The sequence below is a fragment of the Brasilonema octagenarum UFV-OR1 genome, from assembly GCF_963888615.1.
GTDB classification, from domain to species: domain Bacteria; phylum Cyanobacteriota; class Cyanobacteriia; order Cyanobacteriales; family Nostocaceae; genus Brasilonema; species Brasilonema sennae.
This window is the reverse complement of the sequence record NZ_CAWPKW010000062.1, coordinates 1-15,404: the sequence shown is the minus strand read 5'-3', so window position 1 is coordinate 15,404 and position 15,404 is coordinate 1. Positions and strand designations below refer to the sequence as shown.

Annotated in this window: 11 protein-coding genes and 2 pseudogenes; 9 read left to right on the top strand and 4 right to left on the bottom strand. The window is 44.5% G+C overall.

The window, feature by feature from the left end; translation table 11 throughout:
• The 9 genes and pseudogenes from AC5590_RS05130 to AC5590_RS05090 all read left to right on the top strand — a co-directional run.
• Positions 1-230, top strand: a 230-nt coding sequence (locus tag AC5590_RS05130; protein WP_211178721.1) for a cupredoxin domain-containing protein, incomplete at its 5' end; no start/stop codon positions are given.
• Positions 231-456: 226 nt separating this feature from the next.
• A pseudogene (locus AC5590_RS05125) lies at positions 457-648 on the top strand (cupredoxin domain-containing protein); the annotation flags it as partial.
• Positions 649-832: 184 nt separating this feature from the next.
• Positions 833-1,309: a heavy metal-responsive transcriptional regulator gene (locus AC5590_RS05120; RefSeq protein WP_169268233.1), complete on the top strand. Its 477-nt coding sequence runs from the start codon at positions 833-835 to the stop codon at positions 1,307-1,309.
• 191 nt (positions 1,310-1,500) lie between these two features.
• Positions 1,501-1,698, top strand: coding sequence for a heavy-metal-associated domain-containing protein (locus tag AC5590_RS05115; RefSeq protein ID WP_169268232.1), 198 nt, complete (start codon positions 1,501-1,503; stop codon positions 1,696-1,698).
• Positions 1,699-1,802: 104 nt separating this feature from the next.
• Positions 1,803-2,672, top strand: a complete 870-nt coding sequence (locus tag AC5590_RS05110; RefSeq protein WP_169268231.1) for a DUF8832 domain-containing protein — start codon at positions 1,803-1,805, stop codon at positions 2,670-2,672.
• 74 nt (positions 2,673-2,746) lie between these two features.
• Complete coding sequence (locus AC5590_RS05105; protein ID WP_246162838.1) at positions 2,747-3,235, top strand: efflux RND transporter periplasmic adaptor subunit; 489 nt, start codon at positions 2,747-2,749, stop codon at positions 3,233-3,235.
• A pseudogene (locus tag AC5590_RS05100) lies at positions 3,232-3,438 on the top strand (efflux RND transporter permease subunit); the annotation flags it as partial. The gene AC5590_RS05105 and the pseudogene AC5590_RS05100, both read left to right, overlap by 4 nt.
• Positions 3,439-3,500: 62 nt before the next feature.
• Positions 3,501-3,869: a helix-turn-helix domain-containing protein gene (locus tag AC5590_RS05095; RefSeq protein ID WP_246162836.1), complete on the top strand. Its 369-nt coding sequence runs from the start codon at positions 3,501-3,503 to the stop codon at positions 3,867-3,869.
• A gap of 23 nt (positions 3,870-3,892) precedes the next feature.
• Positions 3,893-4,459 (top strand): IS630 family transposase, encoded by a 567-nt coding sequence (locus AC5590_RS05090; RefSeq protein ID WP_246163437.1) that lies wholly within the window; start codon positions 3,893-3,895, stop codon positions 4,457-4,459.
• Between the two features lie 151 nt (positions 4,460-4,610).
• On the opposite strand, the gene AC5590_RS05085 is transcribed toward AC5590_RS05090, so the two are convergent.
• The 4 genes from AC5590_RS05085 to AC5590_RS05070 all read right to left on the bottom strand — a co-directional run bounded on the left by AC5590_RS05085 (position 4,611) and on the right by AC5590_RS05070 (position 15,269).
• Entirely contained in the window at positions 4,611-5,408 is a 798-nt protein-coding gene (locus tag AC5590_RS05085; RefSeq protein WP_169268230.1) for a M55 family metallopeptidase, read from the bottom strand.
• A gap of 134 nt (positions 5,409-5,542) precedes the next feature.
• Entirely contained in the window at positions 5,543-9,535 is a 3,993-nt protein-coding gene (locus tag AC5590_RS05080; protein WP_169268229.1) for a Pls/PosA family non-ribosomal peptide synthetase, read from the bottom strand.
• A 725-nt stretch (positions 9,536-10,260) separates the two neighbouring features.
• Complete coding sequence (locus AC5590_RS05075) at positions 10,261-14,085, bottom strand: PAS domain-containing protein (RefSeq protein WP_169268228.1); 3,825 nt, start codon at positions 14,083-14,085, stop codon at positions 10,261-10,263.
• Between the two features lie 443 nt (positions 14,086-14,528).
• On the bottom strand, positions 14,529-15,269 hold the full coding sequence (locus tag AC5590_RS05070) for an ABC transporter ATP-binding protein (RefSeq protein ID WP_169268227.1): 741 nt from the start codon (positions 15,267-15,269) through the stop codon (positions 14,529-14,531).
• Between the last annotated feature and the right edge of the window lie 135 nt (positions 15,270-15,404).

Sequence of the window (15,404 nt, the reverse complement as noted above, 5' to 3'; positions counted from 1 at the left end):
GCCAAGTGGTAGTTAATGCTCTTCAAAGAGTGCGACTCAACTTCTACCGCAAAGATCCCAGCAGTTGCCTTGAAGAAATCCGATTTCCTGATTTCCACATAGCCCAAGAGTTACCCCTGAACCAAGTTACTCCTATTGAGTTTACTCCTAACGAACCAGGAACTTACACCTTTACCTGTGGCATGAATATGTTTCGGGGCGAAGTTAAAGTCGAAACTGGGCAAGTTTAATCTCCAAAAGAGCATGAAATCATCCCAGATACTCAACCGACAATAACAACACCTGTAAACCAGAACAAGACTGGAAAAGGGGTTGTACACGCCATTGTAGAACAGGGAGTTCAGAAAATTATTGTTCAGGTTGATAAAGACTACACACCCGAGCATATTGTAGTCCAAGCAGGGCAAAGAGTCCAACTTAACTTTCAACCGTCAAGATCCTAGTGGTTGTCTTACTCAAGTACTGATTCCTGATTTTGGCATTGCTGCCGATCTACCCTTGAATGAAATAACTACAATCGAGTTCACACCTGAAAAAGCTGGAGAATACGCCTTTACCTGTGGCATGAATATGTTTCGCGGTGTGATTGAAGTAGAGCCATCGAATGCTCTTCGCACAGAGCAGTTTTCTACGCAGATTTCAGCATGAAAACCGGGAGCATCTGCGCCCAGCGTGAGCTTGATAACTAGCAAGCAATACCTTTGTCTAGACTACCTTCCCAAACGCACTGGGCACACTTTCTTGTACAAATTTCTCATACAAATGAGAGAGATACATAGTTAACTATACGGTTTCCTTTGTTGTACGTCTTACTAATAAGTAGGAGTTAATTATGTTAGTCCAAGAAACACTGAAGCAAATTGGTTTAGTTGCTAAAGAAAGTGGTATTTCCATCAAAACAATTCGTTACTACGAAGAACTGGGCTTGCTCAAGGCTTCGGACCGAACTGAGGGTGGATTTCGATTATTTCACTCAAATGTTTTTACCCGCCTAAGCTTTATCAAGCGTGCCCAGAGCCTTGGATTGAGCTTGTTAGAGATTAAAGAGTTTTTGGATGTGCATGACCAAGGGGATTTACCCTGCGACCACATCAAAGCAAAACTGAATGATAAAGTTACAGCAATCGAATACCAAATTGAACAGCTACAGGTCTTGAAATTAGAGTTAGAACGACTACTTTCAGGCTGGCAAGCTGTTTATGAAATACCTGAAAGTACTATCTGTCCAATTATTGAACAAGCGATCACTGACACACATAGTGATGAAAAATCTAGCTTAGACTTAACCTTTTTGAGACACGAAAACTAACTTTTTTTCTCTGAGTATCTTTATTTACTGTCTATGGCGCGAACGGTGACACCAAACATTCAAAAATTTTTTCTATCCCCCTTGACTCTCCAGTTAAATAGAGGATTTCAGGTGATTTTAGATGAGGTGGAGTTATTCAATCACACATCTAACTCCCCGATAAATTATCTCAAAAAAGGTTATTTACAGCTATGACACTACAACTTAAAGTCCCTAAACTGGTTTGCTCTGCTTGCGCCAAAACTATCACTGAGGCAATTAAAAAGGTTGATGCTAACGCTATTGTTCAAGCTGACCCAAAAACGAAATTAATTAACGTAGAAACTCAAGCATCCAGAACAGCGATTGAGACAGCGCTCGCGTCGGTAGGCTATCCATCAGCGGCTTAATTTGTAATTGATTATATTACCATCAGCTATTAGTTTGTACTCTGCTGATAGCTGATCTACAGAAATTCGCACTATCTTCCAGGTAATGTTTCATGAAAATATTGATGACTGTGCTCGCGACCACTGCAACTCTATTATTTGCACAAAGTTGCTCGACATCACCTAATGCTCAAGAATCATCAACGGCAGTTTTAGCTCAACAACACAACGATCAGCATTCAACACAAGCAGAAAATCACACAGGACATTCGATGAATGATTCAAGTGACACAAAAACAAATGCAGCAATTCAAGCAAAACTTACGGTTCCAGAAACGGTCGCAGTTAATGCTCCTGTCCCATTAATAATTAACGTTCAAGATGCAACAGCGAAACCTATCGACAAGTTTGATGTTTCCCACGAAAAACTCATGCATTTAATCGTCGTCAGTGATGACCTTCGGTTTTTCGATCATCTGCATCCACGTTATGAAGGCAACGGGCGTTTTACCGTCGAGGCTCAATTACCCCAATCTGGAGGGTATACACTCTTTAGTGATTACAAACCTAGTGGACAGACTCAGCAAGTCTCGACACTCAAAACCCAAGTTCCAGGCAACAGTTCATCTTCCCCGGATATAAACTTCAAGCGTAGTCAAACATTTACCAACACCAAGGTCAATTTAGAGCTATCTACCGAAACAGTGAAAGCGGGTGAGGAAGTTGCTGTAACGTTCAATCTCAAAGGCGCTAATAATCAACCTGTCACCGATTTACAGCCTTACATGGGTGAACGGGGACACTTGGTGATTCTGCGTCAATCTACCTCGCTCACTTCCGCTGATTATATCCATGCTCACGCAGTAAAAGATACAACTCCCGGACGAGTTCAGTTTGTGACCAGCTTTCCCAAACCTGGACTATACAAGCTTTGGGGACAGTTCAATCGCAATGGTAAAATTGTCACAGCTGATTTTTGGGTAAAGGCGAACTAACAAAGAACTGGTACTACAGTTCTGATGCATTCTGATTTCTCTAGGTTTTACATCGCTTTAATTGTTGGTGAGTTATGGAATCTTCTGAGTCTCGACCTTCAAATAGTAACCGTCAGTTCGCCCCAAAGTTACCACTGAGCTTCTGGACAATGTTAGCCTTGCTGCTAGTTAGTGGCAGTGTTGGATTTTGGTGGTTTTTGGCTCCGGGTAAGGAATCACCTCCAACGGCAGCTAGCCAACCCCCGGCAACAAAGGTACAAGTTGCGACGGTGCAAACTGCCACTATAGAAGAAAGTGCAGAGTTTATTGCAAGTCTTCAGTCTCGTCGTTCTGTCACTCTGCGACCGAGAATTCAGGGTCAAGTCTCTCAGATATTTGTTCGACCAGGAGAGCGGGTTAAAAAAGGTACTCCGATTTTGAAGGTTGATGCAAAACAGCAACAAGCTTCTGTTGACAGTAGAATTGCAGCTTATGAGTCCACTCAAGCTGATTTAGAAACAGCCCAAGCAGAAGCTAAAAGCGCCCAAGCCGAAGCTAAAAATGCAACAGCGGTACTCAGGTAGAGCAGTATCCAGACATTAGCCCCGTTCAAATTAGCGTCACAGCTAACTATGTTGGAGCCAGTGCCCAAATCGTCGAAGAAACCGTGACATCGGTTTTAGAGCGACAGATTAATGGGGTCGAAGGCATGAGATATATGAATTCGACCAGCAGCAATGACGGTAATAGCACAATTACCATCACTTTTGAGCCGGATTATGACATTACAGCGGTTTTCAATTGAGTAGACTACAATTTTGATAAGCTATAAGAAGAGTAAAAATACTTATGCTTATGCCTGCCCCCTATTCAACCGATCTACGCCAACGTGTGATCAATGCTTATGAAGCGAATGAAGGGTCACAACGACAACTAGCCAAACGCTTTAAGGTTAGCTTATCGTTTGTTCAACGCTTAATTCGTCTGTATGAGAATACAGGACAAGTGAGTCCAAAACATCACGGGGGTGGAGCGATCGCTAAAATTCAAGTCGAAGATTTACCACTAGTGCAGCAGTTAGTGAGCGAACAACCAGATGCCTTATTGGTAGAATTATGTGAGCGTTTGGCACTGCGACGCGGGTTACAAGTCAGTGTGCCAACAATGCACCGTACAGTTCAAAAACTGGGTTTGACCACAAAAAAAAACAGCCGTTAGCCAGCGAACAAGATAGTCCACGAATCGAACGGATGCGTTTTGAATATCGGGATTGGGTACTAGGCGTGGACCCCCACAATTTGGTGTTTGTGGATCAGTCCGGTATAAATTTGGGAATGACCCGACTCAATGGTCGTGCAATATGTGGCGAGCGGTTGTACGATTCTTGCTCCAAAAATCGAGGACAAAACATATCATTAATTGGCGGACTGAGTTTAGACGGACTCATAGCCACTATGAGCATTTCAGGTAGTGTCAACACCGATGTATTTCTGACCTATGTTCAGGAGATTTTAGCACCTCAATTGTGGGTGGGAGCAGTTGTAGTCATGGATAATTTGTCAGTGCATCATGCACAGGTTATTCAAGACGTAATTGAATCTGTGGGTGCAAAAGTTGTATTTTTGCCTCCTTATTCACCTGATTTGTCCCCCATCGAATTATGCTGGTCAAAACTGAAGCAGTGTTTGCGTACCGCAAAAGCTCGAACCCACCAAGCTCTTAACCAAATTTATCCCTTGATTGTTACTAAGCAAATCTCATCTGATGATGCTTGGGGCTGGTTTGCTCATTGTGGTCTATTCATATGAAAACCGCTGTAATACTCTAGATTATTCATAATCTCACTATGTCTGTGATTAACTCACCCCTGCTGGGTCTTTTTGCATGTCTTAGTCTAAACTCCAGAAACAAGTAACTTCCCATCTTCATTTACAACACCTTCGGTCACTCAACAAGCAATCAGACAATAAAGCAAAGCGCACGTATCACCTCGAACCAATCATCTGTCTCGAAGATAACTGATTGTTCGCCTTGTAGTTTTGCTCCTGGATAAAAGGAATTTTCGTAAGCATCGGGTGGATGCTTGTATTGCACTTCAAGCTTAAAATTCTCAGGCAAGGGTTTCACCTCAATTTGATGTTGATGCTGCAATGCACTTTCTACACCTGCTTGAATTTGCTTAACAGCTTCCTCAGGATGAATCGTCCATACTGACTCACCAATTCCCTTCTTAGTACTAACTGTTTCAATATTTGTGTCATAAACTTTCACAGCTTGACACAAAGCAGAATCTCCAGATACAAATACGACAGGAACTTTTTCATACGCTGCAGTCATGGCTACTAAATGGAACTCGGCTATGGGTTGATCATTGAGCAGAATACAGTTTAAGTCTTCACTCAAAGTATGCGCCAGAGGATTCTTCGCAGATCCAGCCCGTGAGTGGTAGCCAATCAAAATTAATGCAGTAAAACTGCTATTTAATTCTTGAACCATGCTGTAGGGATGACCACTCCATCCTCTAATAAGTTGTGCTGGTAATGGTAATCGATAGGGATCAAGATTTCTGCCTGTGTCATGGGCATCTTTAACAATAATCTCAGTTGCACCAGCAGCTATTGCTCCTTCGCATGCTGCAATGACTTCACGAGTCATTTGCTCTTGAAAGATATCGTATTGTTGTTTACCCAGCGTCGCTTCATCCCAGTGACTGATTCCAGCTATTCCTTCGATATCTGCGCTGATATAGATTTTCATAGAGTATCTTAATTGCCATCTTCATTGATTGTTGTGGGCACTGCTTCTTATCTTCCTCGGTTATGTAGCACGCAGTGCCCACCCTACACCCTACTACACCCCTACTCCCTTACACCCTTACACTCTTACACCCTCTACTCAGCAATCCGGGCAGGTGAACCCACCCAAGAGGTACTAGCAGGTAGGGATTCGCCTTTCATCAGCATGGACAGATTGCCCAGGTTGGAATCGGGTTCCATGACAGTATCGTAGAGAACGATCGCACCACTGCCTACCGAACAGCGATCGCCAATAGTCACGGTTGATATCTTCATTACACGGTCTTCAAACAGGTGGGTTTGCAAACCACAATTACTATTGAGTGCGACATCATTCCCAACCTCTATTGTGTCAAATTCGGTGATATCGGTGGTATCGGTGTAAACCTGTCTACCAATTTTGCAGCCCATTAAGCGCAAATACCAGTTAATAAAGGGAGTGCCTCGCAGCATATCCACCAGTAAGGGAACTGCCAGGGTTTCATGGATACAAGTAACTAGTTCCGAGCGAAACACGAAATTCGACCACAAAGGACGTTCTGTCGATTTATACCGACCGATAATTAGCCATTTAGCAATGATGGTGATCGCCGTGGCTACTAGTCCAAAACCGAGATAGAGGAACGGCAACATGAGTATCAATGCCGATTCATCCCAATCATCGTTCAGCTTAATCATTGTATCAATAAGTACTGAACTTAGAACGACGATGCAGCTAAGAGGGAACAGCACTCGAACTGCCTCAAAGCTCATGCGTTGCAGCACCAAACTCATCGGTGGCTTGTAGGTCGATTCTACTGAAAAACCCTGGACAACTTGCCGTTGTGGTAGGTTAATGGCTGGGGAACCGAACCAGGAGGTATCGGGTTTAGCAACTAAGCTTTTATCAGCGGGAGTAACAGACATACAGCCAATGAGGGTGTCATCGCCAATGCTTACGCCTGCTGGTAGTAAAGCACTGTTACCAATGAAGGCACGCTTACCAATCTTTGTTGATTGCAAATGTATCAGTCCACGCTCAACTCTGGGTACACCCATAATCACACCATCTGCAATAAAGCTTTCATCGCCGATTGTCACTAAATCCGGAACCAAAGAAGATGGTGTAGAGATTTCTGCCCGCCATCCTAGCTTTGCTCCCAGCAGGCGATACCAAGGTAGCAGATACAGGGTGGCGTAAAGCGGACGAATAATATCGAGGCTCAATGCCATCAGCTTATCAACATACCACAATCTTACGTAACGATGACTGTCTAAGCGATATGAGCCAGGTTTGACGCGTCCAACGATTAACCACTTGAGTGCGGCAATTTGTAATGCCATCAAGATGACAAACGATAAGGCTATCAAAGGTGACAAAAGCAGCCAATGTTTCTGATCACTAATGGAGTACATTTGCTCGACTCCAGGAAGAATTGGCAGAAGTTCTAAAATTGGTAGCGTCAGCAATAAAATTGCCTGGAGAGTGCCAAAATAAATTCGTCGCAGTCGCGCAGGACGGGATATCATTTTGCTTTCGTTGATTCCCACTTTAGCAGCAGGAGAACCAGCCCAAACTTCCCTTGCTGGAATCCGTTGCAGCGGTGGCAGCATTGATAAATCTTCCAGACTGGCATTTTCTTCGATGATTGTGTTTTGGCTTAGTACAGCACTAGCACCGACAAAGCAACGATTGCCAATCTTAATCGAACCAATTTCCAGCCAACCGTGTTCCAGTGTAGCATTTAGCAATCGTGCTTCGTAGCCAAGGCTACTATCTGCACCAATACTTACCAAGTCAGGAACATCGATATTAACCGAATTCAGGTAAACATTGGTTCCGATTTTAGCTCCTAGCAGTCGGTAGTAGACATTGAGCAACGGAGTACCACTCAAGAAGTGCAATGGTGTAATCGATAGCAAGTTCTTGACAAACCACCAGCGCAAGTAAAAACTGCCCCAAAGCGGATACTTTCCTGGCTTCACTTGTCCTAGAAGCAGCCACTTCGCAACAATGGAGAACCCAAGCATCAAGGGAATAATTCCTGCCAAAGCAGCGATGGACAAGAAAACGGACTGAAGATTGGTGGCGTCGTTCTCCTGCGTCCAAGTGTAGGTTAGATAAGGTAGCAACCACTGTAAGGCAAAGCAAAATAGAATGACTATCAGTCCTAAAGCCTGAACGGTTACGCTCCTCAGGTAGCGTTTGCGACTCGTATGATGGAAGGGGAGAGCCGCAGTTGGAACGTTTGGCAAAGCTGTTTGTTGCGTCAACCGGGCTGCTAATCCAGCAATGGTAGCGCATTGATAGACATCAAGCATGGAGACGTGACTAAACTCAGGTAGCTCTCGCAATTGAGACACTAAGCTGGCAGCCAAAAGTGAGTGTCCTCCCAAGTCGAGGAAGAAGTCATCCTTTATAGAAATTTGGGCGTGGGGAAAAAGCTTTTGCCAGATGTTGGCGATCGCCGACTCCTGCTTTGATAAGGTGACGGGCAGCGTCTGATCACTACGATGCTGACGTTGCATCCTTTGGGTTGGCGCAGGCAACTTTGAGCGGTCTGCCTTACCGTTGGGTAGCGTCGGAATGGTATCCAAAATTTCGATGAAAGCTGGCACCATGTAACTGGGTAAGCGGTGCCTTAATACTGTATGCAAACGATTTTTAAGTTCTTCAGAATCGGCAACAGGAACACGCAGTGTGATGTAGGCGACCAATTCCTCAACAGTTGTGCTAATAGACACCAAAGAGACAATAGCATTTTCAACGTCTGGGGTTTCTAACAAAACTGTCTCAATTTCCGTCAACTCAATGCGGTAACCCCTGATTTTGACTTGAGTGTCAATGCGTCCTAAATATTCAATCTCATCGTTGAGTGTGACTCGTCCTAAATCACCCGTCCGGTACAACCTTGCTTGAGGATCGTTCTGCTCAAATGGATCGCAGACAAACTTGGCGGCGGTTTGTTCCGGCAAGTTGACATAACCTTGTGCAACACCAATACCGCCAATGCAGATTTCCCCCGCTTCCCCGGAAGGAACTGGATGCAACTCCTCATCCAGAATATAGACGCTATAAGTAGGTAAAGGTTTGCCGATTGTCACTGGCTGATCAGGAAGTAGTTCCGTCCAGAGTGCAGTGACTGTTGTCTCAGTCGGTCCGTAGGTGTTGAGCATCCGTCGTTCTGGTCGGCTCCAGCGTTCTACCAGATATTGGGGACAAGCTTCACCGCCAACTATTAAAGTCCGCAGTAAAGGCAGATCACGATCAATAGTTGCCAACAGTGTGGGTACACAGTACATCACCGTTATCGCGTGCTCAATCAGAAAATCGGTGAGTTCAGAACCAAGTCGTCGGTGATTGGTTGGACCAGCCACTAGCGTTGCACCGACGATAAAGGTGGGCCAAATTTCCTCAATCGAGAAATCGAAGGCAATAATCATACCTTGATAGACGCGATCGCCACAAGTAACACCATAAATTGGTGTGCATACCGTGAGAAAATTACAGATGCTGGAATGATTAACTGCAACACCTTTGGGACGACCTGTTGAGCCTGAGGTGTAAATGATGTAGCAAAGTTCGTCAACAGAGTCTGCAATTGCAATACGGTTTGCTGGTTGAATTGCTATCGCTCCGGCTACAGCATCAAGCAACAAGACTTGGCAGCACACTCCGGCAGTTATGTCAACAAACTGACTGGTTGTTACCAACAGATTGAGGGACGCATTTTCAGCAATGAAGGCAATTCTGTCTTGCGGGAAGGACGGGTCAAGCGGTACAAACACAGCACCACACTTTAGTATCGCCAGCAGTGTTACATAAGTGTTAACCGAGCGTTCGAGCAAAATACCAACTCTGCTCCCTGAACTGATACCTCTACGCAAAAGGTAATTAGCTAACTGATTCGCTCGTGCGTCCAGCTCAGCGTAACTCAGACGTTCTGTATCGCAGATAAGAGCAAGAACGTCGGGGTTGGCATAACATTGTGTTTCAAAAAAGTAGTGAAGACGTTGTGGTGGTTTTCCTAGCTTATAAAATTGAGTATTTATAGAATCATTTGTTTTGGAATACTGTTGCGTGTTGAATTTAGAATATTTATTTTCCATTAGACACCTGATATGACAAGTATTTGAATTGAGTGCGACGCCTACTATGCCACTTGTAAAGAGCTAAAGCGACAATAAATAACAATACGATTTCAATTTTTTGACACACGAATTTCCTTGATTTTCAAGCTAGTAAAAAAGGCGTTCAGAACGGCTTCTTGTTTTAAATTAGAAAGACATTTGTGAAGAAAGATAGTGTAGGGATAATTGAACTTCTCTACACAACCAAGAAGTTTAATCGGTTTGTATGGCGCGAGAATGTCAAGAAAATGGCAATATTGTGACAAGAGGAACATAGTACCAATACTCATTGGTACTTGTTATGGAAATCCATCAGTAGGATTTTCTACGAATGAAAGAAATACTTTTTCCCTTACTGAGATCTTGCACCTCAGCGATAGTATGCCTTGAACTCAAGTTCAAGGCTAATAACCCAAGTCCGTTAAAACGGACTCAAAAACTAACAAGAGTCCGTTTTAACGGACTTACAGCCGTTTTCTGTAAGGTGGGCATTGCTCACTAAGATCTCAAATGTCTATTACATAGGCTTTTCTGAGCAATGCCCACCCTACGATTTGTGGTCTATTCATATGAAAACTGCTGTAAACTTTGAGCCAAGAAATTTATTTCTTGGCGGACGAAAGTTATAGCAGTTGCCAGGTAGATTAGGACATCAACTATTAAAGCTGCTCCCTGCTCCCTGCTATATGATGCAAGATCTGAGCTTACAACGCCAGATGCCTCAAGTCGGGGAACCCTTTCGGCAGTTCCTCATGGGGGAAACCCCCAAGACCAGACTGCCTCACCCCGGCACTGGCTCCCCTTACACCCCTGTGTTTCCTAACACATGTGGTGTTAAGAACGATCGCAAGCACAGCATCTGGATCAATTGGTTTGGCAATGTGATGTAGAAATCCTGCTGCGATCGCTCGCTCTTGATCAACTTCTGCAGCATAAGCAGTTAGGGCGATCGCCGGAACCTGTCCACCTTGCTCAACCGGAAGGGCACGAATTTGACGCATCATCATGTAGCCATCCATCTCTGGCATTCCAATATCGCTGACGATGATATCGGGAATTGATTGGGAAAAAGCTTGGAGTGCATCAATCCCAGATCCAACGCTTGTAACAATCGCATTTGCTTGCTCTAAAATAAAAGCGACGAACTGCCGCGAATCTGCCTCATCATCTACCACTAAGATGCGAATGCCGCTCAAGTCGCCTGTATGAGATGATGATTGCTGTGGAGTAGGTAGTTCATTTGACTGGCAAGCAAGCGGAATTTGAACAGTAAAGGTGGCTCCTTGCCCTTCACCAGGACTATCTACTGTGACAGTTCCACCGTGCATCTCAACTATTTGCCGGACGATCGCCAGCCCCAACCCCAGCCCGCCAAACTTGCGTGTTGTTGCTCCATCTTCTTGGCGGAAATGCTCAAACACGTACGGCAAAAAGTCAGAACCAATTCCTTTTCCTGTGTCTTTGACTTGGATTTGGGCGTTACTTCCTACTTGGGTTAATTCAACAGCTATTTGTCCGCCTGCAGGAGTAAATTTCACTGCATTGGTTAGGAGATTCCATACCACTTGTTGTAATCGTCCGGCATCACCGTTAACTGTGCCGATTGCTTCCGGGATGGTTGTTTGAATCTGTAGCGATTTTGCTTCTGCGGCTAATCGAACTGTTTCGAGCGCGGCACAGATCACAGTGCTAAGATCAACGGGTGTTACTGTCAAGCTCAACTTGCCGCGCAGAATTCGCGATATGTCGAGGAGATCGTCAATCAGCTGCACCTGCAATTTGGCGTTGCGATTAATTGTAGCAAGGGCGTTGGCGGTTTTTGCAGCGTCGAGTTTACCCTGTTGCAGAAGTTTTGACCATCCCAGAATTGGATTAAGCGGTGTGCGTAATTCGTGGGAGAGGACTGCTAAAAATTCGTCTTTGATACGGTTTGCTCGTTCAGCTTCTGCCCTTGCTTGTTGTTCTTGAGCAAGGATACGATCTCGTTCTATGTCAAATTGAATGCGATCGCTAATATCCCGTGAAATGCACAGCAGTCGTTCTGGTTGTCCGGTGGAATCTAAAATCGGCGAAATCATCACTTCCCACCATTTCGGAATTCCATCGGCGGTGGGACAGTAACCTTGAAATCGACGTACACCGCCCGATAACGCTGCTCTGATCGCAGCTTGTGCTGCTTGTCGGTCCTCACCTTGCCAAAATTGTATCCAATCGCTGTTGAGATAACAGCCCAAGTCACAAATATTTAGTAAACGCTGCCCACCTGAATTGATGTAGAGTATTTTCCCATCTAAGTCCAATACCTTGATACAGTCGTAGCTGCTCTCCAAAATTTGGCTATTTAATTCTTCGCTTTCGCGCAGTGACGCTTGTGCTTGTTTACGTTCGGTAAAATCAACCACCACTCCTAGCAATCGGGACGCAATGTTGTCCGCGTCTCGGTAAACACTACCCTTCGCCCAAATCCAACGAAGTTGTCCATCTGAGCGGATAATTCTGCATTCAAAATCCCAATCTGCCCAAGTTGAGAGCGTGTGCTGGAACTTTTGAGCAACAGAAGCTCGATCATCAGGGTGAACATATGTTAAGAAGATTTCATAGCTCCATTCTGGCAGCAGTGAGTCATAACCAAAAATTTGGTCGTGTCTGAGCGATCGCCTCGCGCTATAGGGTTGAGTCGTCAAATCTAAATCCCACTCACCAATCTGGCAAGAGTCGAGCACAAACCGTAATCGCGCTTCGCTTTCTCGCAAAGTAGCTTCAGCTTGTTTGCGAGCAGTGATGTCCATTGACACACCCATCATACGCTCAGGATTGCCTGCTCTGTCATAAATCGGACAACCTCTCACCAGCGCCCAGTGAATACTAGCATCGTCCCAAACGGTACGGTACTCCACATCGTAATCAGTGTGATTGGCGATTGACTCTTGTATCGCCGCTTGCACCCAAGCTAGATCATATGGATGAATCCGTTCCATCAAAAGCTGGTGCGAAAGCTCAGATGAAAGTGGAACACCAAAGTTCATTTTGCATTGGTTAGAGACAGATAAAACGTTTCTCTTGAGATCAAGTTGCCAAGAGCCAAGCTTGCTGGTTTCAAGTGCAAGTTTAAGCTCTTGCTCGCGTTCTCCTAAGGCTGCTTCAACGCGCTTACGTTCAGTAATATCAATTAGCCAGCCATCCCATGCAATTCCATCTAAGGTTTCCTCTGCACTGGATCGACCTTGAATCCACTTGAGTCGCCCTGAAGGGGTGATCACACGTCCCACCCAGTCCCACGGCAGAAAATGCTCAATCGCATAAGCAACCGACACTTGAAACGAGGCTAAGTCTTCTGGGTGGATTAAGTCCCAAATGGAATTGGCATCTTGAAGTGCAGTTTCTGGTTCTATTTCAAACAAGTCGTAGCAGCCATAATTAACGAAAACAAAGCGACTTGAACCATCTACACCAGGAACATACCTGTACACCATCCCTGGCATATTGGCAAGCAGGTTTTGAACTCGGTGTTGACTGTCGTACAGCAATGTCTCTGCTAGCTGTCGTTCTAATTCTGTAGCAATCCGTACAGCAAAGATTGTTAGGAGTGATTCGGTTAATGCAATCGCCTCTAAAGGTTTGTCGTCCATCACACCCAGCAAACCGAGTGCAGCACCTGTCGAGTCGTAGAAGGGAATTGCGGCATAACTTTCCACCTGAAATGGAGCCAACAGGGGGGCGTCTGGAAACTGCTGCTGCACGTTGTGGGGATAGCAGCACAGCTTGCGTTGCTGGATGACTTCTTGGCAAGGGGTGTCGCGCAGCAAATACTCGAAGTTGTCTACGATGCGTCCATCTGCACAGACTGCGATCGCTTCAATCACTTCTGGTTCATGGTTTGCTAACAACCCAATGTAAGCATACTTCACGCCTAACGCCTTACTCAAATGTTGCACAAGCGAGTAAAGAAACGTTTCTCCTACGCTTGTTGCAACACCAGCAGATACAGCAGTCAATGCTATATTCGTTTGAGCCACTTTCCGAGCAGACAGCCGTAGTTCTAGTTGCGTCATCACTTGACGACTTAAAATGCGTAAGCCATTGATTTGCTTTTCACTCATCTGACGTGGAACAAAATCCAGCACACACAGCGTTCCAACAACATAGCCGTCTGACGTGGTCAGGGGAACTCCTGTATAGAAACGTAGACCGTTATCAGACACTGCTAAATTTGTGGCAAACTCTGGATTTGCTTGCGTATCTGGAATGATTAACGAGTCTCCCGTTTGAACAATAGCAGGACAAAACCCTATATCCAATGGTAATTCCGTCATTTGCACTCCAAAGCTCGACTTAAACCACTGGCGATCAGCATCCACAAAAGTAATAAGCGCGACTGGAGTTTGGCAAATCTGAGCTGCTAATTGCGTCAGATCATCAAATGCAGCATCCGGCGGAGTATCCAGGATATCGTACCGATGCAGTACTGCCAACCGGTTTGTGTCAGTGATTGGGAGAGGTAGTTTCGGTAAGGAGTGTTCAGGCAACATTTAGTTCTAGGGGAACTGGTGAAAAAATTAGGATTTGAAAACTGAGATCTTGCACCAGCTTTTGGGCCCGCCAAGAAATAAATTTCTTGGCTCAAAGTTCAAGTAAGCTAAAGCTTACTGAATATACATACCAGTCCGTTTTAACGGACTTTGGTTATAAGCCTTGAACTTGAGTTCAAGGCGTACTCAGGGGAAGGTGCAAGATCTGAGAAAATCAACAACTGACTGGTGTGAGCGATGATCACGAAAGCTTTCTATATATAATTTTAAGGACACAGGGTTGCTGTTGTATGTTGCAACTGGTCTAAATGCTCAAATAACTTTTTCCTTTTCACTAAAGTCATTAAACAGCGACAAGTCATCCCATGTATTTTCTATCAAAAAACGTAGGCACTCGTTGAATCAACTATCTTTTGGTATATTTTTTTGACTGCACGGCTTCATCAACCCAAATAAGCTTTTTTCACTCGCTCATCAGTAATTAATTGTGATGCTGCACCTGATAATGTAATGCAACCTGCTTCTAATACATAACCACGGTCTGCAATTTGTAGGGCAAGATTGGCGTTTTGTTCAACTAGAAGGATAGTAACGCCTGTTGCACGCAGATTCTGAATAATACTGAAAATTTCACGAACAATTGTTGGTGCTAAACCTAAGCTAGGCTCATCTAAAAGCAAAAGTTTAGGTTTACTCATCAAAGCACGAGCTATTGCTAACATTTGTTGTTCACCACCACTGAGAGTTCCTGCAAGTTGATGACGCCTTTGTGCTAAACGCGGGAACATCTCAAATTGGTACTGAATATCATTTCTCACCTCTGTTTGATTAGAGCGAATATAAGCACCCAAAAGTAAATTATCTAAAACTGTTTGCCGAGCTAATACTCTTCTTCCTTCAGGACAGTGGGCAATCCCCAATTGTACAACTTCATGAGGTTGGCGACGCGTAATATTGCGTCCGCTGTACATAATTGTGCCGTGGCGAGGATTAATTATTTTGGAAATAGCGCGGAGAGTCGTCGTTTTGCCAGCACCATTAGCACCTATGAGGGTAACAACCTCACCATTGTTCACGAATAAGTTAATTTTTTGTAGAGCTTCAATTCCCCCATAATTAACATAAAGGTCTTTGATTTCTAATATTGGAAAATCTTGTTGATTATTTAAAACATCTGTATTCATTTGTCTACATTCGTGATTAAAATTTATCAGTAAACAGTTATCAAATAAATGTTTACTGTTTACTGTTAACCCTTCGGGTTCGCCCTTCGGGTATCTCCTGCGGAGACGCTACGCGTAAGTCCCAAAGGGACACGC

Excerpts from the sequence above, each read along its gene's own strand:
- AC5590_RS05120 (WP_169268233.1), top strand. The coding sequence starts at position 833 with ATGTTAGTCCAAGAAACACTGAAGCAAATTGGTTTAGTTGCTAAAGAA.
- AC5590_RS05115 (WP_169268232.1), top strand. The coding sequence starts at position 1,501 with ATGACACTACAACTTAAAGTCCCTAAACTGGTTTGCTCTGCTTGCGCC.
- AC5590_RS05110 (WP_169268231.1), top strand. The coding sequence starts at position 1,803 with ATGACTGTGCTCGCGACCACTGCAACTCTATTATTTGCACAAAGTTGC.
- AC5590_RS05105 (WP_246162838.1), top strand. The coding sequence starts at position 2,747 with ATGGAATCTTCTGAGTCTCGACCTTCAAATAGTAACCGTCAGTTCGCC.
- AC5590_RS05095 (WP_246162836.1), top strand. The coding sequence starts at position 3,501 with ATGCTTATGCCTGCCCCCTATTCAACCGATCTACGCCAACGTGTGATC.
- AC5590_RS05085 (WP_169268230.1), bottom strand. The coding sequence starts at position 5,408 with ATGAAAATCTATATCAGCGCAGATATCGAAGGAATAGCTGGAATCAGT.
- AC5590_RS05080 (WP_169268229.1), bottom strand. The coding sequence starts at position 9,535 with ATGGAAAATAAATATTCTAAATTCAACACGCAACAGTATTCCAAAACA.
- AC5590_RS05075 (WP_169268228.1), bottom strand. The coding sequence starts at position 14,085 with ATGTTGCCTGAACACTCCTTACCGAAACTACCTCTCCCAATCACTGAC.
- AC5590_RS05070 (WP_169268227.1), bottom strand. The coding sequence starts at position 15,269 with ATGAATACAGATGTTTTAAATAATCAACAAGATTTTCCAATATTAGAA.